We start from the raw sequence: 20,758 nt of genomic DNA on the forward strand, positions 1-20,758 counted from the left end.
CTGTGGATAAATATCCTCCGCAGCGCCGCTGTGGATAACTCAGGGTTTGCTGATCTTCACCGGGCGTTTCCAACCCTCGATATTACGCTGGCGGGCGCGGGCCACCGCCAACTGCGCTGCGCCGACATTCTGGTGGATGGTCGAGCCCGCCGCCGTGCTGGCTCCGGACGCGATATCCACAGGCGCCACCAGCGAGTTGTTGGAACCGATGAAGACGTCTTCACCCAGCACCGTCCTGTGCTTGTTCGCCCCGTCGTAGTTACAGGTGATGGTACCGGCACCGATATTGGTCCGCGCGCCGATTTCGGCATCGCCGAGGTAAGTCAGGTGCCCACACTTGGCGTCTTCGCCCAGGTGCGCATTCTTCAGTTCGACAAAGTTACCCACATGGGCACGGGCGTCGAGCACGCTCCCCGGGCGCAGGCGAGCGAACGGACCGGCATCGCTGCCCTCGCCCATGACCGCACCGTCGATATGGCTGTTGGCCTTGATGGTCACGCCCTTGCGCAGGGTGCTGTTGCGAATCACACAGTTCGGACCGATCACCACCTCGTCCTCGATCACCACCTGGCCTTCGAGAATCACGTTGATGTCGATCAGCACATCACGACCGACGCTCACCTCACCGCGTACATCGAAACGGGCTGGGTCGCGCAGGGTCACGCCCTGTGCCATCAGCCGACGGGCCGCGCGCAACTGGTAATGACGCTCCAGCTCGGCCAACTGCCGGCGGTCGTTGGCCCCCTGCACTTCCATGGCGTCTTGAGGTTGCTCGGTGGCGACCACCAGGCCGTCAGCCACCGCCATGGCAATGACGTCGGTCAGGTAGTACTCGCCCTGGGCATTGTTGTTCGACAGGCGACTCATCCACTCACCCAGGCGCTTGGCCGGCAGTGCGAGAATCCCGGTGTTGCCTTCGGTGATCGCACGTTCGGCGGCGTTGGCGTCCTTCTGCTCGACGATCGCGGTTACCTTGCCTGCGGCATCGCGCACGATCCGGCCATAACCGGTGGGGTCATCCAGCTCGACCGTCAACAGCCCCAGCTGCTCCGGGCCGGCCTGCTCCAGCAGACGCTGCAAGGTCTCGACTTCGATCAAGGGCACGTCGCCGTAGAGGATCAGCACGGTGTCGGCGGTAATGAAAGGCACCGCCTGGGCCACGGCATGGCCGGTGCCCAGCTGCTGGTCCTGCAGGACAAAGTTCAGGTCATCGGCGGCCAGGCGCTCACGCACCTGGTCGGCGCCATGGCCGATCACCACATGGATACGCTGTGGATCAAGTTGTCGGGCGCTGTGGATAACATGTCCCAACATCGAATTGCCCGCGACCGGGTGCAACACTTTAGGCAGCGAAGAGCGCATACGGGTGCCCTGACCCGCCGCGAGGATAACGATTTCGAGAGACATGACTGGTTACCAATCCTGGGTGGTCGGTGGCTGTGACCACGTGATAAACGCGAAAAAGAAAAAAGGGTAGCCGAGGCTACCCTTTTTAATCAATCACACAACAAGTGCCGGCTTAGCCGCCAAACTTCTTGCGGATCTGCTGGACGGTGCGCAGCTGAGCTGACGCCTCGGCCAGACGTGCGGCAGCGGAACCGTAATCGAACTCCGCGCCACGTTCATGCAGGGCCTTCTCGGCAGCCTTGACGGCTTCCTGAGCGGAGGCTTCATCCAGGTCGGCAGCACGTTGCACGGTGTCGGCAAGAACCTTGACCATGTTCGGCTGAACCTCGAGGAAACCACCGGAGATGTAGAACACCTCGGCTTCCCCGCCCTGCTTGATCAGGCGGATCGGACCCGGTTTCAGATTAGTGATCAGCGGCGCGTGACCCAGGGCGATACCAAGATCACCCAGTGCACCGTGCGCAATCACCATCTCGACCAGGCCGGAGAAGATTTCCCCTTCCGCACTGACGATGTCGCAATGGACTGTCATAGCCATCTGATTGCCTCAACCTAAATGAGCGCCCGTTGCCGGGCGCCGGGATTACAGTTTCTTGGCTTTCTCGATCGCTTCTTCGATGCCGCCAACCATGTAGAACGCTTGTTCTGGCAGGTGGTCGTAGTCACCGTTGAGGATGCCTTTGAAGCCAGCAATGGTGTCTTTCAGGGAAACGTATTTACCCGAGGCACCGGTGAAGACTTCAGCCACGAAGAACGGCTGCGACAGGAAGCGCTGGATCTTACGAGCACGGGATACCAACTGCTTGTCGGCTTCCGACAGCTCGTCCATACCCAGGATCGCGATGATGTCCTTCAGCTCTTTGTAGCGCTGCAGCACGTACTGAACGCCGCGAGCGGTTTCGTAGTGCTCGTTGCCGATCACGTTCGGGTCCAGCTGGCGCGAAGTCGAGTCCAGTGGATCGACCGCTGGGTAGATACCCAGGGAGGCGATGTCACGGGACAGTACGACGGTGGCGTCCAAGTGGGCGAAGGTGGTCGCCGGCGACGGGTCGGTCAAGTCGTCCGCAGGTACGTAAACGGCCTGGATCGAAGTAATCGAACCTTGCTTGGTCGAAGTGATGCGCTCTTGCAGCACGCCCATCTCTTCAGCCAGGGTCGGCTGGTAACCTACTGCCGAAGGCATACGGCCCAGCAGTGCGGATACTTCGGTACCGGCCAGGGTGTAACGGTAGATGTTGTCGACGAACAGCAGAACGTCGTTACCTTCGTCACGGAACTTCTCGGCCATGGTCAGGCCGGTCAGGGCTACGCGCAGACGGTTTCCCGGCGGCTCGTTCATCTGACCGTAAACCAGTGCCACTTTGTCCAGAACGTTGGAGTCCTTCATCTCGTGGTAGAAGTCGTTACCCTCACGAGTACGCTCACCCACACCGGCGAACACGGAATAACCGCTGTGCTCGATGGCGATGTTACGGATCAGTTCCATCATGTTTACGGTCTTGCCGACACCGGCACCACCGAACAGACCGACTTTACCGCCCTTGGCGAACGGGCAAACCAGGTCGATAACCTTGATACCGGTTTCCAGCAGGTCGTTGCCGCCTGCTTGCTCGGCGAACGACGGCGCCGGGCGGTGGATACCCCAACGCTCGTCGGTGTCGATCGGACCTGCTTCGTCGATCGGGTTGCCGAGGACGTCCATGATCCGGCCCAGGGTCGCTTTACCGACCGGTACGGAGATCGCGGCGTTGGTGTCGACGACGTCCAGACCGCGCTTCAGGCCTTCGGTGGAACCCATCGCAATGGTACGAACCACGCCGTCGCCCAGCTGCTGCTGAACTTCCAGGGTGGTTTCCGCGCCTTGTACTTTCAGCGCGTTGTAGATGCTCGGTACGCTGTCGCGTGGAAATTCCACGTCGATAACGGCGCCGATGATTTGAACGATACGTCCGCTACTCATAGCTGGATCCTCTGAATATTTGAACCGTTAAACCGCGGCAGCGCCGCCGACGATTTCCGAGATCTCTTGGGTGATCGCAGCCTGACGCGCCTTGTTGTAGATCAGCTGCAAATCGCTGATCAAATCACCGGCGTTGTCGGTAGCGTTCTTCATCGCGATCATCCGCGCAGCTTGTTCAGCCGCGTTGTTCTCGACCACCGCCTGGTACACCTGCGACTCCACGTAACGCACCATCAGGCCGTCAAGCAGCTCTTTGGCGTCCGGTTCGTAGAGATAGTCCCAGTGGTGCTTGAGTTCTTGATCCGGGGTCGCCACCAGAGGAATCAACTGCTCCACTGTCGGCTGCTGGGTCATGGTGTTGATGAACTTGTTGGACACCACGGACAGGCGGTCAATACGGCCGTCCAAGTAGGCATCCAGCATCACCTTGACGCTGCCGATCAGATCGTTGATCGACGGCTCTTCACCCAGGTGGCTGATAGCGGCTACGACGTTACCGCCGAAGTTGCGGAAGAATGCCGCACCCTTGCTACCGACCACGCACAGATCAATCTCGACGCCGTTTTCGCGGTTTACCGCCATGTCCTTGACCAGGGCCTTGAACAGGTTGGTGTTCAAGCCACCGCACAGACCACGGTCACTGCTCACCACGACATAGCCGACGCGCTTGACGGCGCGGTCGATCATGAACGGGTGGCGGTATTCCGGGTTGGCGTTGGCCAGATGCCCAATTACCTGGCGGATACGCTCCGCATAAGGACGGCTAGCAGCCATGCGCATTTGTGCCTTGCGCATTTTGCTGACCGCCACTTTTTCCATGGCGCTGGTAATTTTTTGCGTGCTTTTGATGCTCGCAATCTTACTGCGAATCTCTTTTGCGCCTGCCATGTAACACCTATCAGGTTAGCAAGCGGGAGCCTTGCGGCTCCCGCTGCGGCTTACCAGGTTTGGGTGGCCTTGAACTTCTCGATACCGGCTTTCATGCCAGCGTCGATTTCGTCATTGAAGTCACCCTTCACGTTGATCTTGGCCAACAAGTCGGCATGATCGCGGTTGAAGTAAGCAATCAGCGCTTGTTCGAAGCTGCCGATCTTGGCGATTTCGACGTCAGTCAGGAACCCACGTTCAGCGGCATACAGCGACAGCGCCATGTCGGCGATCGACATCGGTGCGTATTGCTTCTGCTTCATCAGCTCGGTAACGCGCTGACCGTGCTCAAGTTGCTTACGGGTCGCTTCGTCCAGGTCAGAAGCGAACTGGGCGAATGCCGCCAGCTCACGGTACTGGGCCAGGGCGGTACGGATACCACCGGACAGCTTCTTGATGATCTTGGTCTGAGCGGCACCACCTACGCGGGATACCGAAACACCGGCGTTCACAGCAGGACGGATCCCGGAGTTGAACATGGCCGATTCCAGGAAGATCTGACCGTCGGTGATGGAAATCACGTTGGTCGGAACGAACGCGGAAACGTCGCCAGCCTGGGTTTCGATGATCGGCAGCGCGGTCAGGGAACCGGTCTTGCCAGTCACTGCGCCGTTGGTGAACTTCTCGACGTACTCTTCCGAAACGCGGGATGCGCGCTCCAGCAGACGGGAGTGGAGATAGAACACGTCACCTGGGTAGGCTTCACGGCCTGGCGGACGGCGCAGCAGCAGGGAGATCTGGCGGTAAGCCACTGCTTGCTTGGACAGATCGTCATAAACGATCAGCGCGTCTTCGCCGCGGTCGCGGAAGAACTCGCCCATGGTGCAACCGGAGTACGGTGCCAGGAACTGCAGCGCAGGAGATTCGGAAGCACTGGCAGCCACGATGATGGTGTTGGCCAGGGCGCCGTTTTCTTCCAGCTTGCGAACCACGTTGGCGATGGTCGATTGCTTCTGACCGATAGCCACGTAGACGCAGAAGATGCCGCTGTCTTTCTGGTTGATGATCGCGTCGATCGCCAGAGCGGTCTTACCGATCTGACGGTCACCGATGATCAGCTCACGCTGGCCACGGCCGACCGGGATCATGGCATCGACAGCCTTGTAGCCAGTCTGTACAGGCTGGTCTACCGACTTACGCCAGATCACGCCTGGAGCCACTTTCTCGACCGCGTCGGTCAAGGTGTTGTTCAGCGGACCTTTGCCGTCAACAGGGTTACCCAGTGCGTCGACAACGCGACCCAGCAGTTCCTTACCGACCGGAACTTCGAGGATGCGGCCGGTGCACTTGGCGCTCATGCCTTCAGCCAGAGTCGTGTAGGCGCCCAGTACCACGGCACCTACGGAGTCTTGCTCGAGGTTGAGGGCCATACCGTAGACGCCGCCCGGAAACTCGATCATCTCGCCGTACATGACGTCGGCCAGACCGTGAATCCGCACGATACCGTCAGACACGCTGACGACAGTGCCTTCGTTACGGGCTTGGGAGGTCACATCGAGCTTTTCGATGCGGCCCTTGATAATTTCACTTATTTCGGAAGGATTGAGTTGCTGCATTGCTCTGCTGCCCCTTCAAACTCAAGATTTCAATGCTTCGGCCAGGTTCGCGAGTTTGCCGCGAACCGAGCCATCGATAACCAGGTCGCCGGCGCGGATCACGACGCCACCAATCAGCGCGGCGTCCTCCGCAACTTGCAGGCGCACTTCCCGATTGAGTCGTGCACTGAGAACCTTGGCGAGTTTGTCTTGCTGTTCTTGGTTCAATGCAAAAGCACTGGTCACTTCCACGTCTACCGACTTCTCCCGCTCGGCCTTGTACAGGTCGAACAGAGCGGCGATCTCCGGCAACAGCAGGAGACGGTCGTTTTCAGCAACGACGTGGATGAAATTCTGTGCCTTGGCATCAAACTTGTCGCCACACACGTCAATGAACGTGGTGGCCTTTTCTGCGCTCGTCAGTCGCGGGGCCTTGAGCACGCGCTGCATGGTGTCGTCTTCCGACACCGCTGCTGCCAGGCCGAGCATGGCTGACCAATTGGCCAGTTGCTGGTGGGCCTGAGCGTGCTCGAAGGCCGCCTTAGCGTAAGGTCGGGCCAACGTGGTCAGTTCTGCCATGATCGCCCTCGCTTAGATTTCAGTAGCCAGTTTGTTAACCAGCTCTGCGTGCGCGTTTTGATCGATTGATTTGCCCAGGATCTTCCCGGCGCCGTCGACCACCAGGCTACCCAATTGGGCGCGCAGCGCGTCTTTGACACTGTTGAGTTCCTGTTCGATCTCGGCCTGAGCCTGAGCCTTCACACGGTCAGCTTCGACGCGAGCCTGTTCACGGGCTTCGTCGACGATCTGGTTACCGCGTTTCTTGGCTTGCTCGATGATTTCGGCTGCCTGAGCTTTAGCATCGCGCAGTTGATGACCCGCTTTCTCTTGGGCCAACTCCAGGTCGCGAGCTGCTCGGCTGGCAGCGTCCAGTCCATCCGCGATCTTCTTCTGACGTTCGTGCAGTGCCGCGATGACCGGAGGCCACACGAACTTCATGCAAAACAGTACAAAAATGAGGAACGCAACGGACTGGCCAATCAGGGTCGCATTAATGTTCACGCCAACACCTCGCTCGTTCGTTGTCCATCACACCCATCTACTCGAAATATCCGAGTGATTAGTGTGCGAGTTGACCGACGAAGGGGTTCGCGAAGGTGAAGAACAGAGCGATACCAACACCGATCATGGTTACGGCGTCGAGCAGACCGGCAACGATGAACATTTTGACTTGCAGCATTGGAACCATTTCTGGCTGACGCGCGGCGCCTTCCAGGAACTTGCCGCCCAGCAGGCCGAAACCAATTGCGGTACCCAGTGCGCCCAGGCCGATCAACAGTGCAACAGCGATAGCGGTTAGACCAACTACAGTTTCCATCTTTCCTCCCGACTTTTACGTCGTATGGTTTAGGTTTTTTTAATTTAAAGCGGTAAAACAAATCGTTTCGCGGCCCCTTGCGGGGCCACCCCGCACCGAGGCGCGAGGGACATCAGAACCGCCAAGGCGGCTCTTAATGGTTTTCTTCGTGTGCCATCGACAGGTAGACGATGGTCAGCATCATGAAGATGAACGCCTGCAGGGTGATGATCAGGATGTGGAACACAGCCCACGCCCATTGCAGCACCACGCCCAGGCCGCTGAGCCAGAGCAGGCCGCTGCCGAACATCACGGCGATGAGGATGAACACCAGCTCGCCGGCATACATGTTGCCGAACAGTCGAAGAGCCAGCGAGATCGGCTTGGCGATCAGGGTGACGAATTCCAGCAGGAAGTTCACCGGGATCAGCAGGGCCTGAACGACGATGTTCTTGCTGCTGAACGGGTGCAGGGTCAGCTCGCCGACGAAACCGCCGAGGCCCTTGATCTTGATGCTGTAGAAAATGATCAGTGCGAAGACCGAGAAGGACATGCCCAGGGTCGCGTTCGGGTCGGTGGTCGACACGGCACGGAACGGGATGTGCTCATCACCGGTGAGCAGGATGGCCAGGTGAGGAATCCAGTCGACCGGGATCAGGTCGATGGCGTTCATCAGGAACACCCAGACGAAGATGGTCAGCGCCAACGGTGCAATCACCGGGCTACGACCGTGGAAGCTGTCCTTCACGCTGCCGTCGACGAACTCGACCAGGACTTCAACGAAGTTCTGCAGGGCACCGGGTTGGCCGGAGGTCGCTTTCTTCGCCGCCATGCGGAAAAGAAAGACGAAGATCAGGCCCAGTGCGACAGACCAACCCAGAGTATCCAGGTGGAATGCCCAGAAGCCCATGGCCTTGGCTTCTGCTGCGGAATGGGCAAAGCCCCAGCCGCCAGTAGGTAGCTGACCGAAGGTCAGGTTCTGCAGGTGGTGCTGGATATAGCCCGAAGCGGTTGTTTCTGCTGACATGGTTGCCTCAAACGCCCTAAGGTCTCGAAAGTCTTGTTCTCATTAGCACGGGTGCGAACCAGCTGACCAACTGGGTCAGCACGAAGACGCCGAAGACTGCTAGCGGCGCCAATGGCTTCACACCTGCGAACGTCAGTGCAAACAGCACTGCCGTCAAAATCAATTTCCCCGCCTCGCCGGCATAAAAAGACCGGACGATGGATTGGGCTGCCCGGGCGCCGGAAAACCGAAAGGCCCTGTGAGCAAAATACACATTGGGCAGCAAGGCTATCAGGCCTCCGCAGAGTCCTGAGTATCCGGCAACGACCCCATGCCATCGCCAAAGCGCCAAAGCCGCCACCAACAAAACGACAAACTGGGCCAATAAAATCGGAAATACCGCCAAGCGATGGAACGGCAACCTGTTTGGCGTGCGGGTTTCCATCACTAACGCTCCTCAAGGGTCGGCCGCCATGAATCAATAACTTGGCATAAATTGTGCCGACAAAATGCGCGCAGAGTATAGGGGCGGTTCAGCCCCTATTCAACTGTCGGGTAGTGATTTCCGACTGTTCGCTACATGAGGAAATGTTTCAGCGAATATGGGCGAGTACCCCTTGTAGTTCATCCAAGGAGTTATAGCGAATCACCAACTGACCTTTTCCCTTCTGGCCGTGGCGGATCTGCACCGCAGAGCCCAGCCGCTCTGCCAGGCGCTGCTCGAGGCGACTGATGTCCGGGTCGACCTTGGCAGGCTCGGCAGGCTCCTTTTTGCCGCTCAGCCACTGGCGGACCAGGGCCTCGGTCTGGCGTACGGTGAGGCCACGTGCGACAACGTGTCGCGCCCCTTCGACCTGCCGATCATCCGGCAAACCGAGCAAGGCACGGGCATGACCCATTTCCAGGTCGCCATGGGACAACATGGTCTTGATGACTTCCGGCAATGCGATCAGGCGCAGCAGGTTGGCCACGGTCACGCGGGACTTGCCCACGGCTTCGGCGACCTGTTGCTGGGTCAGCTGGAACTCCTGCTGCAGGCGCTGCAGGGCCACGGCCTCCTCGATCGGATTGAGGTCTTCGCGCTGGATGTTCTCGATCAACGCCATGGCAATGGCGGTTTCGTCCGGCACATCGCGCACCATGGCCGGAATGCTGTCCTGCCCGGCCTGCTGGCTGGCGCGCCAGCGGCGTTCGCCGGCAATGATTTCAAAGCGGCCGCTGCCGATGGGACGCACCACGATCGGCTGCATCACGCCCTGGGCCTTGATCGATTGCGCCAGTTCTTCCAGCGCCTGCGGGTCCATGTCCCGGCGCGGCTGGTACTTGCCGCGCTGGATCAGGTCCAGCGGCAGGTGTTGCAATTCCCGTTGATCGGCCTGGATGGCCTGCTCTTCCAACGCGCTGACAGTCGGACCACTCAGCAGTGCATCCAGTCCACGTCCGAGACCTCGTTTCTTGACGGCCATGGGGATTCCTTAAGTTGCCGGGGCTGCGGTGCGTGAAGTGCGGCGTTGACGGCGAACCATCTCGCCCGCCAGGGCCAGGTAGGCCACGGCACCACGGGATTGTTTGTCGTAAGCCAGCGCGGGCATGCCGTAGCTTGGGGCTTCGGCCAGACGAATGTTGCGAGGGATCACGGTGTCGTACAGCTGCTCACCGAAATGTTCCTTGAGCTGTGCGGAAACGTCGTTCATCAAACTCAGACGCGGGTCGTACATGGTCCGCAACAGGCCTTCGACTTTCAGCTCCGGGTTGAGCAGTTCGGCGATGCGCTTGATGTTATCCACAAGGTCGCTGAGTCCTTCCAGGGCAAAGTACTCGCACTGCATGGGGATAATTACCCCATCGGCAGCCACCAGCGCATTGAGGGTCAGCATCGACAGCGACGGCGGGCAGTCGATGAGGATGTAGTCGTAATTCTCGCGAATCGGCGCCAGGGCGCTGCGCAGACGGCTTTCCTTCATCTGCATTTCCAGCAGCACCACCTCGGCCGCCGTCAGGTCACGGTTGGCCGGCAGCAGTTGATAACCGCCGTGCTCGGAGAAGTGCATGGCCTGGGCCAGGTCGCATTCGCCGATCAGCACATCGTAGATGGAGTTTTCCAGGCCGTGTTTATCCACACCGCTACCCATGGTGGCGTTGCCCTGTGGATCGAGGTCGATCAGCAGCACCCGGCGCTTGGTCGCGACCAGGGATGCTGCGAGGTTGATGCAGGTGGTGGTTTTGCCCACGCCACCTTTCTGGTTCGCTATCGCGAATACCTTAGCCATTCTTGCTTGTGTTCCCAATCATGCCGTGCGGCGCAGTATCAGCAGATGGCGTTGGCCTTGGCAACCGGGTACGGCCAAGGCGTGTTCGCTATCGAGGTGGAAGTCTGCCGGCAATGCTACCAGCTCATCGGCGGGATGGACGCCCTTCATTGCCAGCCAGCGTGTGTCGGCGTCGCCGAGGTGGCGAGTCCAGCCGGTGAAGTTCTCCATGCTGCTGAAGGCCCGGGAGATGATCCCGTTGAACGGCTGCGCGGGTTGGAAGGCTTCGACCCGACTGTGGATAACTTGCAGGTTATCCAGTTTGAGTTCGAGTTTGACCTGGGTCAGGAAGCGGGTCTTCTTGCCGTTGCTGTCCAGGCAGGTCACCGCCGAATCGGGAAACAGGATCGCCAGGGGAATCCCCGGCATCCCGCCGCCGCTGCCGACATCGAGCCAGCGGCCGTTTTCGACGAAGGACATCACGCTCAGGCTGTCGAGCAGATGGCGCGAGACCATTTCGTCAGGATCGCGGACCGCGGTGAGGTTGTAGGCCTGGTTCCATTTGATCAACAGGGCCAGATAACCCAGCAGCAAGGCGTGCTGGGTTTCGCTCAGGTTGACGCCGAGCTGGCGGGCACCTGTGGATAACTCTTCTGCGTGTTGCGAAGTGACCAACGAACTCAAGCGCTTTGCTCCAACTGACGGCCGGCGCCGCGTTTTTTCAGGTGAATCATCAACAGGGAAATCGCCGCCGGCGTCACACCCGGGATCCGCGAAGCCTGGCCCAACGTCTCGGGACGGGTGGCGCCGAGCTTGCTCTGGATCTCCTTGGACAGCCCGGAGATGCTGGTGTAGTCGATATCCACAGGCAGCTTGGTGTCTTCACTGGCCCGCAAGCGAGCGATCTCGTCCTGCTGACGGTCGATATAACCGGCGTATTTGGTCTTGATCTCGACCTGCTCGGCGACCTGCGGATCCTCGGCGCCCTGCCCGGTCACTTCGACCAGACCAGCGTAGTCGATTTCCGGACGGCTCAGCAGATTCAACAGGTTGTATTCGTGGGTCAGCGGTGTACCGAATTTTTCGGCAATGGCATCGCCCTGCTCGGTGCCCGGGCGGACCCAGGTGCTTTTCAGGCGCTGCTCTTCCAGCTCGATGCCTTCGCGTTTCTTGCAGAAAGCTGCCCAGCGCACGTCATCCACCAGCCCCAGTTCGCGGCCTTTTTCGGTCAAACGCAGGTCGGCGTTGTCTTCGCGCAGGATCAGCCGGTATTCGGCGCGGGACGTGAACATCCGGTACGGTTCCTGGGTTCCCAGGGTAATCAGGTCGTCGACCAGCACGCCGATGTACGCCTCGTCGCGACGCGGGCACCAGCTGTCCTTGCCCTGGGCACGCAATGCGGCGTTGGCTCCGGCCAGCAGACCTTGCGCACCGGCCTCTTCGTAACCGGTGGTGCCGTTGATCTGCCCGGCGAAGAACAAACCGCCGATGACTTTGGTTTCCAGGCTGTATTTCAGGTCACGCGGATCGAAGTAGTCGTATTCGATGGCGTAGCCCGGACGCACGATATGGGCGTTTTCCATGCCGCGGATCGACTGGACGATCTGCAACTGCACGTCGAACGGCAGGGATGTGGATATCCCGTTCGGATACAGCTCGTGGGTGGTCAGGCCTTCAGGTTCGATGAAGACCTGGTGGCTTTCCTTGTCGGCAAAGCGGTGGATCTTGTCTTCGATGGACGGGCAGTAGCGCGGGCCGATGCCTTCGATCACCCCGGAATACATCGGCGAACGATCGAGGTTCGCGGCAATGATTTCGTGGGTGCGGGCGTTGGTATGGGTAATCCAGCAACTGACCTGCCGTGGATGCTGTTCTTTCGAGCCCAGGAACGACATCACCGGAATCGGCGTATCGCCCGGTTGTTCGGACATCACCGAGAAATCCACGGAACGACCGTCGATGCGTGGCGGCGTACCGGTTTTCAGGCGACCGACCCGCAACGGCAGTTCCCGCAGGCGATGGGCCAGGGCGATCGACGGCGGATCACCGGCGCGACCGCCGGAATAGTTCTGCATCCCGATGTGGATAAGTCCACCGAGGAAGGTGCCGGTGGTCAGGACCACGGATTCGGCGAAGAAACGCAGGCCCATCTGGGTCACCACACCGCGAACCTGGTCCTGCTCGACGATCAGGTCGTCGGCGGCCTGCTGAAATATCCACAGGTTCGGCTGGTTTTCCAGGATCTCGCGCACCGCGGCCTTGTACAGCACGCGGTCGGCCTGGGCCCGGGTCGCGCGCACGGCGGGGCCTTTACGACTGTTCAGGACGCGAAACTGGATGCCGCCTTTATCGGTGGCGATGGCCATCGCGCCGCCAAGGGCATCGATTTCCTTGACCAGATGGCTTTTGCCGATCCCGCCGATCGCGGGGTTGCAGCTCATGGCACCGAGGGTTTCCACGTTATGCGTCAACAGCAGGGTTTTTGCCCCCATGCGTGCGGACGCCAGTGCTGCCTCGGTACCGGCATGACCGCCGCCGATGACGATCACTTCAAAACGGGAAGGGAAATCCACCACGCACCTCGTGCCTGCTTCAGGTAGGTAATTAGGAATGGGTTCGGCCCAGGTTTTTGGGCCAGGTCGACAAGTATAGGGACTTCCCCCTTCCTAAAGAACCCTTTGCACAAAATTTAACCAGGCTGTGGATAGACCACGGACAAAAGAAATTAAAAAGAGAGAAATTTATTAAATCTTTGTTTTTATGTTTATTCTTAGGCAGCACCCTTTCTGTGGATAAGGTCCTACAGGCCTTATTTATCAATGTGTACAGAGGTTCAAAAGTCTGTGGTCAGGTGCTCGGGAGGGCTTGGGATAACCGGTGTAAGCCTGTGGATTAAAGCGATGCTTATCCACAAGCGGGTTCATCCTCAGTTTTCAGGCCTGGTTATCAACTGACCTGAGGCGCGGTTATTCACAGGGCTTAATCCACAGAAAAAGGCCAGGCGAGGCAAATCGCGGGCAGCCGAAAGCAGTCGAAACGATTTGAAATCATTCGACTGCCAAGGAAATCAGTGGGGGTTTGCGCTCACTGTGGGAGCAGAGCTTGCTCGCGAAGAGGCCTTCAAGGCCGACAAAAATTTCGCGGGCAAGCCCGGAGGGGGCCGGCCGGTAAGGTTATTTACCGATGCAGAAGCTGGAAAAGATCCGCCCCAGAAGGTCGTCGGAGCTGAACGCGCCGGTGATCTCGCCCAGGAACTGCTGGGCCTGGCGCAGATCCTCCGCCAGCAGCTCACCGGCACCGGCCAGGGTCAACTGTGCATGACCGTGTTCCAGGGCCGCACTGGCGTGACGCAGCGCTTCCAGATGACGCCGACGGGCGCTGAAGCTGCTCTCTGAGGTCTGTTCATAACCCATGCAGGCCTTGAGGTGCTCGCGCAGCAGTTCCAGTCCCGCGCCGCCGGCCTTGGCACTCAAGCTGATGGTGACATGGCCATCCTCGCTGACTTCCAGTGCCATGGCCTCGCCGCTCAGGTCGGCCTTGTTGCGGATCAAGGTGACCTTGGCCGGATCGGGTCGTTGCTCGAGGAATTCCGGCCACAAGGCAAAAGGATCCACAGCCTCCGGTGCGGTGGCATCTACCACCAGCAACACCCGATCCGCTTCGCCAATGGCCTTGAGCGCACGTTCGACACCGATCTTTTCCACATGGTCATCGGTATCGCGCAAGCCGGCAGTGTCCACCACATGCAACGGCATGCCATCGATGTGGATATGTTCGCGCAGGACATCGCGCGTGGTACCCGCGATCTCGGTCACGATCGCCGCTTCACGCCCGGCCAGGGCATTGAGCAGGCTGGACTTGCCGGCGTTCGGTCGACCGGCAATCACCACCGTCATGCCATCGCGCAACAAGGCCCCCTGCCCGGCCTCGCGCATCACTGTGGATAACTCGTTGCGCACCGCATCGAGCAAGGCCAGCACATGACCATCGGCGAGAAAGTCGATTTCCTCCTCGGGAAAGTCGATGGCCGCCTCCACATAGATCCGCAGGCCGATAAGCTGCTCGGTGAGGTTATGCACACGCTGGGAAAATGCGCCTTGCAACGAACGCAGCGCATTGCGCGCGGCCTGAGCGGAGCTGGCTTCGATCAGGTCGGCAATCGCCTCGGCCTGGGCCAGGTCGAGCTTGTCGTTGAGAAACGCCCGCTCGCTGAATTCCCCCGGCCGAGCCAGCCGACAGCCCAGTTGCAGGCAACGCTGCAGCAGCATGTCCAGGACCACCGGACCACCATGGCCCTGCAGCTCGAGCACATCTTCCCCGGTAAAGGAGTGCGGTCCCGGGAAATACAGGGCGATGCCTTCGTCGAGCACATCACCGCTGCCGTCCAGAAACGGACCGTAGTGGGCGTAGCGCGGTTTCAACTCGCGACCGCTGATGGCCAGCGACGCGGCGTGCGCCAAAGGCCCGGAAAGTCGAACGATACCGACCCCGCCACGGCCCTGGGCGGTGGCAACGGCGGCGATGGTTTCCCGAGGAAGGTTCATGAAGCGGGTCTCGACACTAAATGACAGATAGCAAAACGCCCCACTAGGGGGCGTCTTGAGTGGTTATCCACAGAGTAGGTTACGCAGTGGCTTTCTTGGTAGCCGCTTCGATACTACGTGTGATGTACCACTGTTGGGCGATGGACAGGCAGTTGTTCACAACCCAGTACAGCACCAGACCCGCAGGGAACCACAGGAAGAAGAAGGTGAAGATGATCGGCATCAGCTTCATCACCTTGGCCTGCATCGGATCCGGAGGCGTCGGGTTCAGACGCTGCTGGATGAACATGGTCGCGCCCATGATGATCGGCAGGATGAAGAACGGATCCTTGATCGACAGGTCGGTAATCCACAGGATGAACGGGGTCTGGCGCATTTCAACGCTTTCCAGCAACACCCAGTACAGGGAAAGGAAAACCGGCATCTGCACCAGGATCGGCAAGCAGCCGCCCAGTGGATTGATCTTCTCCTTCTTGTACAGCTCCATCATGGCTTGCGACATTTTCTGCCGGTCGTCGCCATGTTGCTCTTTCAGTGCCGCCAGTTTCGGCGCCACGGCACGCATGCGCGCCATCGATTTGTAGCTGGCCGCCGACAACGGGAAGAAGAGCCCCTTGATCAGCATGGTCAGGACGATGATCGAGAAGCCCCAGTTACCGAGCAGGCTGTGGATATGTTGCAGCAGCCAGAAGATCGGTTGGGCGATGAACCACAGCATGCCGTAGTCGACCGTCAGTTCCAGACCTGGGGACAACTGTTTCAGTACCGCCTGGATTTTCGGACCGGCATACAGAACGGCGCTGGTCTCGGTTTTCTGGCCCGGGGCCAGCGTCAGCGAAGGACCGGTGTAGCCAATGATGTAGTTGCCTTGGCTGTCCTTGCGGGTGGTCATGACATTGCTGTCACCCTTGGCCGGAACCCAGGCGGTCACGAAGTAGTGTTGCAACCAGGCAACCCAACCGCCTTGGACGGTTTCCTTCAGCTGGGCCTTGTCGATATCTTTCATCGACACTTTCTTGTACGGCTCGGAACTTGTCCACAGGGCGGCGCCCAGGTAAGTCGCGGTACCGGTGGCGGTGCTGGAGGATGGATCGGCGCTGGCGTCGCGCTTCAACTGGGCGAACATCGCACCCGACCAGGGCTGGGCGCTTTCGTTATCGATCAGATAAGACACGGTCATGTCATACAGGCCGCGTTTCAGGGTGAAACGCTTGATGTAATTGACGCCGTTTTCGCTGAATTTCAGGTCGACGACCAGTTGGTCCTGACCGTCAGCCAGTTGATAACTTTTCTGCGCGGAAGCATACAGCGGGCGACCGGCCGCACTCGAATCCGGGCCGTTGGTACCGATCAGGCCGCTCTGGGCCAGGTAGGTACGCTCGCCACCGTTGTCGAACAACTGGAAAGGAATTTCCGGATGGTCCTGACGGCGTGGATAGAGTGGCAGCTTCAGCTGGGCAATATCCCCGCCTTTTGGATCGATAGCCAGGTCGAGCACATCCGTTTTCACGTGGATGAGGTCGTTGCTGGCAGCCACCGGTGCTTCAACAGGCGCACTGGTGTCATTGGCTGCACGTGGAATGTCATCACTGGCGCTGGCTTTGTTGCCAGGTACCGAATCCGGCAAACCGGGAACAGTGGTAGCAACATTCTGGGTCGGCAGGGCAGCCTGACCGTAGTCCTGGTTCCATTTGAGAACCCCGACATAGGTCACGATTGCCAGGGCGACGATCAGGATTGTGCGTTTGATATCCATGATTACTCGGCCATCGAAGAAGAACGGGAGGTAGGGATTGGTGGAACCGGGTCATAACCACCGGCATTCCACGGATGACAGCGACCTAAGCGACGAACGGTCAGCCAGCCACCGCGCAGGAATCCATGAGTTTCGATGGCTTCATACGCGTAGCAAGAACAACTGGGGTAGAAACGACAGTGATTGGCCATCAAGGGACTGATGGCATAGCGATAAAACTGGATCGGAACGAGGGCCAGTTTACGCATCTGGGCTGTCTACCCTCACAGTTTCGGTTTTGCCTGCAGGTACCGCTGGCGCCGTACGGGCCAGGCGTTTCCAGAGTTTGCCGAAATGCTGGATCAATTCAGGGTTTTCTACATCGCCCAGACCTTTGCGCGCGACGATAACGATGTCCCAGCCGACCAGTGAATCCTGGTGCAGGCGGAACGACTCGCGCATCAGACGTTTGAGGCGATTGCGCTCAACGGAGAGCTTGACGCTCTTTTTACCGATAACCAGCCCCAGACGGGGATGATCCAGATCGTTGTTGCGCGCAAGGAGCAGGAGATTTTTCCCCGGAACCTTGCCGGTAGGGGAGTCAAAGACTGCCTTGAAATGTCGAGGAGTAAGCAGACGCTTTTCCCGACTGAAGTCCTGACTCACCACCCGCGCCGGATTATCAAACTGCCAGACGAGCACGGCCTTTGGCGCGGCGACGCGACAGGACGGCACGACCGTTCTTGGTTGCCATGCGAGCACGGAAACCGTGGGTGCGGGCGCGTTTGATAGTGCTGGGTTGGAAAGTACGTTTCATGGCGTTGCTACCTGGTTCGTCACAACGGGCCGGAATGGCCCCCGTTTTAAGAGACCGGGGATTCTAGAGAAAGCAAGCCCGCAGGTCAATTTCCAACCAGCTTTTACTTCATATAGGTATTCGAGCCGATCCCCCGGCCCCCTTGCGACCCAGATATAAAAATAAAGAAGGGAATTATTTAAAGCTTTTCTGTAAAGCTTATAGAAGCTTAGGTAGCGATTATCTGTGGATAAGTCGCTTGAGGCCAGAAAACACGTACTGTACAGAGAATGACAACTGGGTGGGTAAGCGGTGCTCCGCCTGTGCCGCGCTGTCGGATAAGCTGTGCGCGGAATGCTAGGTTATCCACAGGCGGGTTACCCACAGACTTTCGCCCCCACTTGTACAACGACCTCAAGGACGGTTATCCACAGAGCTTATGCACATGCCGTTGGTCGCCTTGTCCACTGATAAGCGGTTGATTCCTCAGGTTGTCCCTGCAACCTACATGTGGATAAGTGCTCTGCCTGCCGGTACAATGGCGGCTTGTTTTTGCCTCACCGGCTTTCAACTTAGGGGATATCCGTGTCAGTGGAACTTTGGCAGCAGTGCGTGGAGCTTCTGCGTGATGAGCTGCCTGCCCAGCAATTCAACACCTGGATCCGTCCACTACAGGTCGAAGCCGAAGGCGACGAGTTGCGTGTCTATGCACCGAACCGTTTTGTGCTCGACTGGGTGAATGAAAAGTACCTGGGACGTTTGCTCGAACTGTTGAACGAGCACGGCAACGGCCTGGCGCCGGTGCTCTCCTTATTAATAGGCAGCAAGCGCAGTTCTGCCCCGCGTGCCGCGCCAAATGCCCCGTTGGCCGCCGCCGCGTCCCAGGCCATGGCCGCCAGCGCTCCGGCACCGGTCGCAGTGAACCCGCCTGCGCAGCCGGCCCCGACCCCGAAGACGGCGGTCGAGGTCAGCGAAGAACCGTCGCGCGACAGCTTCGACCCGATGGCCGGCGCCAGTTCGCAACAGGCCCCGGTGCGCGCCGAACAACGTACCGTCCAGGTGGAAGGCGCGCTCAAGCACACCAGCTACCTGAACCGCACCTTCACCTTTGAGAATTTCGTCGAAGGCAAGTCCAACCAGTTGGCCCGGGCCGCGGCCTGGCAGGTGGCGGACAATCCCAAGCACGGCTACAACCCGCTCTTCCTGTATGGCGGCGTTGGCCTGGGTAAGACCCACTTGATGCACGCTGTGGGTAACCATCTATTAAAGAAGAACCCGAATGCCAAGGTGGTCTACCTGCATTCGGAGCGTTTCGTCGCGGACATGGTCAAGGCCTTGCAGCTCAACGCCATCAATGAATTCAAGCGCTTCTACCGTTCGGTGGATGCCCTGCTGATCGACGACATTCAATTCTTCGCCCGCAAGGAACGCTCCCAGGAGGAGTTTTTCCACACCTTCAACGCCTTGCTTGAAGGCGGTCAGCAGGTGATCCTGACCAGTGACCGTTATCCGAAAGAGATCGAGGGACTGGAAGAGCGCCTGAAGTCGCGCTTCGGCTGGGGCCTGACCGTTGCGGTCGAGCCGCCGGAACTGGAAACCCGGGTCGCGATCCTGATGAAGAAGGCCGACCAGGCAAAAGTCGAACTGCCCCATGACGCGGCGTTCTTCATTGCCCAACGTATTCGTTCCAACGTTCGTGAACTCGAAGGCGCACTGAAACGGGTGATCGCTCACTCGCACTTCATGGGCCGCGATATCACCATCGAGCTGATCCGCGAATCGCTGAAAGACCTGCTGGCGCTGCAAGACAAGCTAGTGTCTGTGGATAACATTCAGCGCACGGTGGCCGAGTACTACAAGATCAAGATTTCCGACCTGCTGTCCAAGCGCCGTTCGCGCTCGGTGGCACGTCCACGTCAGGTCGCGATGGCCTTGTCCAAGGAACTCACCAACCACAGCTTGCCTGAAATTGGTGATGTCTTTGGCGGACGCGACCATACTACGGTCTTGCATGCATGCCGCAAGATCAACGAACTTAAGGAATCCGACGCGGACATCCGCGAGGACTACAAGAACCTGCTGCGCACACTGACCACTTGATGACACCAGCGCAGCTTACTAAGGCAAGGGACTAGACCATGCATTTCACTATTCAACGCGAAGCCCTGTTGAAACCCCTGCAACTGGTCGCAGGCGTCGTCGAGCGCCGCCAGACCTTGCCGGTGCTCTCCAATGTGCTGCTGGTGGTCGAAGGCCAGCAACTGTCGCTGACCGGTACCGACCTCGAAGTCGAACTGGTCGGTCGCGTCCAGCTCGAAGAGCCGGCGGAGCAGGGTGAAATCACCGTGCCGGCGCGCAAGCTGATGGACATCTGCAAGAGCCTGCCCAACGACGCCCTGATCGACATCAAGGTCGACGAGCAGAAGCTGGTGGTGAAGGCCGGTCGTAGCCGCTTTACCCTGTCCACCTTGCCGGCGAATGATTTCCCGACAGTGGAAGAAGGTCCGGGCTCGCTGACTTGCCAGCTTGACCAGAGCAAGCTGCGTCGCCTGATCGAACGTACCAGTTTCGCCATGGCCCAGCAGGACGTGCGTTACTACCTCAACGGCATGCTGCTGGAAGTGTCCGCTGGTGTGATCCGCGCCGTGGCCACCGACGGTCACCGTCTGGCCATGTGCTCGATGCAGGCTGATATCGGTCAGCCGGATCGTCACCAGGTCATCGTGCCACGCAAGGGCATCCTGGAAATGGCCCGCCTGCTGACCGAGCCGGAAGGCAACGTGAGCATCGTCCTCGGCCAGCACCATATTCGTGCGACCACCGGCGAGTTCACCTTCACCTCCAAGCTGGTGGACGGCAAGTTCCCGGACTACGAGCGTGTCCTGCCAAAAGGCGGTGACAAGCTGGTCCTGGGGGATCGCCAGGCTCTGCGCGAGGCCTTCAGCCGTACCGCGATCCTGTCCAACGAGAAGTACCGCGGCATCCGTCTGCAGCTGGCCAATGGTCAACTGAAGATCCAGGCCAACAACCCGGAGCAGGAAGAAGCGGAAGAGGAAGTGGGCGTCGAGTACAACGGCGGTCCCCTGGAAATCGGCTTCAACGTCAGCTATCTGCTGGACGTGCTGGGCGTGATGACCACCGAGCAGGTGCGTCTGATCCTGTCCGACTCCAACAGCAGCGCGCTGGTGCAGGAGTCCGACAACGACGACTCCGCCTACGTCGTCATGCCGATGCGCCTGTAA

At 59.3% G+C, this 20,758-nt stretch carries 21 protein-coding genes; 2 read left to right on the forward strand and 19 right to left on the reverse strand.

What is annotated here, in order from left to right; all coding sequences use genetic code 11:
* Window positions 1–39: 39 nt before the first annotated feature.
* From glmU to rpmH, 19 genes are all read right to left on the reverse strand, one after another.
* Entirely contained in the window at window positions 40–1,407 is a 1,368-nt protein-coding gene (gene glmU / locus UCMB321_RS27475) for a bifunctional UDP-N-acetylglucosamine diphosphorylase/glucosamine-1-phosphate N-acetyltransferase GlmU (RefSeq protein ID WP_040071847.1), read from the reverse strand.
* Between the two features lie 112 nt (window positions 1,408–1,519).
* Window positions 1,520–1,945, reverse strand: coding sequence for a F0F1 ATP synthase subunit epsilon (locus UCMB321_RS27480; protein WP_040071848.1), 426 nt, complete (start codon window positions 1,943–1,945; stop codon window positions 1,520–1,522).
* Between the two features lie 45 nt (window positions 1,946–1,990).
* Window positions 1,991–3,367, reverse strand: coding sequence for a F0F1 ATP synthase subunit beta (atpD, locus tag UCMB321_RS27485; protein WP_040071849.1), 1,377 nt, complete (start codon window positions 3,365–3,367; stop codon window positions 1,991–1,993).
* Window positions 3,368–3,394: 27 nt separating this feature from the next.
* Entirely contained in the window at window positions 3,395–4,255 is an 861-nt protein-coding gene (gene atpG / locus UCMB321_RS27490) for a F0F1 ATP synthase subunit gamma (protein WP_040071850.1), read from the reverse strand.
* A gap of 50 nt (window positions 4,256–4,305) precedes the next feature.
* Window positions 4,306–5,850: a F0F1 ATP synthase subunit alpha gene (gene atpA / locus UCMB321_RS27495; RefSeq protein WP_040071851.1), complete on the reverse strand. Its 1,545-nt coding sequence runs from the start codon at window positions 5,848–5,850 to the stop codon at window positions 4,306–4,308.
* A 21-nt stretch (window positions 5,851–5,871) separates the two neighbouring features.
* Window positions 5,872–6,408 (reverse strand): F0F1 ATP synthase subunit delta, encoded by a 537-nt coding sequence (locus tag UCMB321_RS27500; protein ID WP_040071852.1) that lies wholly within the window; start codon window positions 6,406–6,408, stop codon window positions 5,872–5,874.
* 12 nt (window positions 6,409–6,420) lie between these two features.
* On the reverse strand, window positions 6,421–6,891 hold the full coding sequence (locus UCMB321_RS27505; protein ID WP_040071853.1) for a F0F1 ATP synthase subunit B: 471 nt from the start codon (window positions 6,889–6,891) through the stop codon (window positions 6,421–6,423).
* A 58-nt stretch (window positions 6,892–6,949) separates the two neighbouring features.
* Window positions 6,950–7,207: a F0F1 ATP synthase subunit C gene (atpE, locus tag UCMB321_RS30435; protein WP_019694395.1), complete on the reverse strand. Its 258-nt coding sequence runs from the start codon at window positions 7,205–7,207 to the stop codon at window positions 6,950–6,952.
* A 133-nt stretch (window positions 7,208–7,340) separates the two neighbouring features.
* A complete protein-coding gene (gene atpB / locus UCMB321_RS27515) occupies window positions 7,341–8,213 on the reverse strand; it encodes a F0F1 ATP synthase subunit A (protein ID WP_040071855.1) in 873 nt (290 codons plus the stop codon).
* A 16-nt stretch (window positions 8,214–8,229) separates the two neighbouring features.
* Window positions 8,230–8,637: a F0F1 ATP synthase subunit I gene (locus UCMB321_RS27520; protein ID WP_040071856.1), complete on the reverse strand. Its 408-nt coding sequence runs from the start codon at window positions 8,635–8,637 to the stop codon at window positions 8,230–8,232.
* A gap of 148 nt (window positions 8,638–8,785) precedes the next feature.
* The gene (locus UCMB321_RS27525) at window positions 8,786–9,658 is read right to left on the reverse strand and encodes a ParB/RepB/Spo0J family partition protein (protein WP_040071857.1); all 873 of its coding nucleotides are present in this window, start codon (window positions 9,656–9,658) and stop codon (window positions 8,786–8,788) included.
* Between the two features lie 9 nt (window positions 9,659–9,667).
* Complete coding sequence (locus UCMB321_RS27530; protein WP_040071858.1) at window positions 9,668–10,462, reverse strand: ParA family protein; 795 nt, start codon at window positions 10,460–10,462, stop codon at window positions 9,668–9,670.
* Window positions 10,463–10,480: 18 nt separating this feature from the next.
* Window positions 10,481–11,125 carry a 16S rRNA (guanine(527)-N(7))-methyltransferase RsmG gene (gene rsmG / locus UCMB321_RS27535; protein WP_040071859.1) on the reverse strand — a complete coding sequence of 215 codons (645 nt, stop codon included), beginning with the start codon at window positions 11,123–11,125 and terminating at the stop codon, window positions 10,481–10,483.
* A complete protein-coding gene (gene mnmG / locus UCMB321_RS27540) occupies window positions 11,122–13,014 on the reverse strand; it encodes a tRNA uridine-5-carboxymethylaminomethyl(34) synthesis enzyme MnmG (RefSeq protein ID WP_040071860.1) in 1,893 nt (630 codons plus the stop codon). Before mnmG ends, rsmG begins: the two co-directional genes overlap by 4 nt.
* A gap of 600 nt (window positions 13,015–13,614) precedes the next feature.
* Entirely contained in the window at window positions 13,615–14,985 is a 1,371-nt protein-coding gene (gene mnmE, locus UCMB321_RS27545) for a tRNA uridine-5-carboxymethylaminomethyl(34) synthesis GTPase MnmE (protein WP_040071861.1), read from the reverse strand.
* A gap of 79 nt (window positions 14,986–15,064) precedes the next feature.
* Window positions 15,065–16,741 (reverse strand): membrane protein insertase YidC, encoded by a 1,677-nt coding sequence (gene yidC / locus UCMB321_RS27550; protein ID WP_040071862.1) that lies wholly within the window; start codon window positions 16,739–16,741, stop codon window positions 15,065–15,067.
* Window positions 16,742–16,743: 2 nt separating this feature from the next.
* Entirely contained in the window at window positions 16,744–16,989 is a 246-nt protein-coding gene (yidD, locus tag UCMB321_RS30445; protein WP_084615171.1) for a membrane protein insertion efficiency factor YidD, read from the reverse strand.
* Complete coding sequence (rnpA, locus tag UCMB321_RS27555) at window positions 16,982–17,389, reverse strand: ribonuclease P protein component (protein ID WP_167337468.1); 408 nt, start codon at window positions 17,387–17,389, stop codon at window positions 16,982–16,984. Before rnpA ends, yidD begins: the two co-directional genes overlap by 8 nt.
* A 13-nt stretch (window positions 17,390–17,402) precedes the next feature.
* Window positions 17,403–17,537 carry a 50S ribosomal protein L34 gene (rpmH, locus tag UCMB321_RS30450; RefSeq protein ID WP_003213577.1) on the reverse strand — a complete coding sequence of 45 codons (135 nt, stop codon included), beginning with the start codon at window positions 17,535–17,537 and terminating at the stop codon, window positions 17,403–17,405.
* A gap of 564 nt (window positions 17,538–18,101) precedes the next feature.
* On the opposite strand from rpmH, the gene dnaA reads away from it, so the two are divergent.
* Complete coding sequence (dnaA, locus tag UCMB321_RS27560; RefSeq protein ID WP_040071863.1) at window positions 18,102–19,616, forward strand: chromosomal replication initiator protein DnaA; 1,515 nt, start codon at window positions 18,102–18,104, stop codon at window positions 19,614–19,616.
* Between the two features lie 38 nt (window positions 19,617–19,654).
* Entirely contained in the window at window positions 19,655–20,758 is a 1,104-nt protein-coding gene (gene dnaN / locus UCMB321_RS27565; RefSeq protein WP_040071864.1) for a DNA polymerase III subunit beta, read from the forward strand.

Origin of the sequence: Pseudomonas batumici, assembly GCF_000820515.1 — a bacterium.
In the GTDB taxonomy this organism is placed as follows: domain Bacteria; phylum Pseudomonadota; class Gammaproteobacteria; order Pseudomonadales; family Pseudomonadaceae; genus Aquipseudomonas; species Aquipseudomonas batumici.